Source organism: Citrobacter sp. VF227 (genome assembly GCF_052950715.1).
In genome coordinates this window covers 1-512 of the sequence record NZ_JBRFVF010000265.1, presented here as the reverse complement: position 1 = coordinate 512, position 512 = coordinate 1, and the positions used below count along the sequence as shown (strand labels likewise).

2 protein-coding genes are annotated in these 512 nt (G+C 69.9%); both read left to right on the top strand.

From position 1 onward, the window contains the following. Positions 1 to 196, top strand: a 196-nt coding sequence (locus tag ACU8YC_RS26245) for a hypothetical protein (protein ID WP_446896152.1), incomplete at its 5' end; no start/stop codon positions are given. After that, the coding region (locus tag ACU8YC_RS26240) for an ABC transporter permease subunit (protein ID WP_446896151.1) at positions 189 to 512 on the top strand (324 nt) is incomplete at its 3' end. The genes ACU8YC_RS26245 and ACU8YC_RS26240, both read left to right, overlap by 8 nt.

Here is a 512-nt window from a genome sequence, read left to right as displayed (position 1 = left end):
CTGGCTGATCGGCGCCTTCATGCTGGTGATGGTCGCCGACGCCTCGTACCTGGCGCTCGCGGCGGCCTGCCTCGTCTTCGGGGCCGCGCAGGTTCTGATCAGCACCTTCGTGAGTCCGATCCTGGGCAGCATCGCCGTCGCCGTGCTCGCCGCCCTCGTGCTGCGGATCAGCCCGAAAGGTTTCTCCCGTGCTTGAGACCCTTCCCGTCGCCGAGCGCGCCGCCGCGGCGCCCCGCGGACGCCGCCTGTCCCGCGCCGCGCCCTTCGTGGTCGCGGCCCTCGCGGCGCTGGCCCTCTGGATCGCGCCGCTGTTCCTCGACACCCTCGCGGTTAACGTCCTGACTCGGTCGATGATCTACTCGGTGCTGGCGGTTACGGTCGACCTGCTCTGGGGCTTCTCCGGGGTTTTGTCCTTTGGGCAGCCGGCGTTCTTCGGCCTTTGCGCCTACGCTACTGCGTTGATCCACACCGTCTGCTGGGCCACGCCGCTCGGCATCGCCACGCCCATGCCC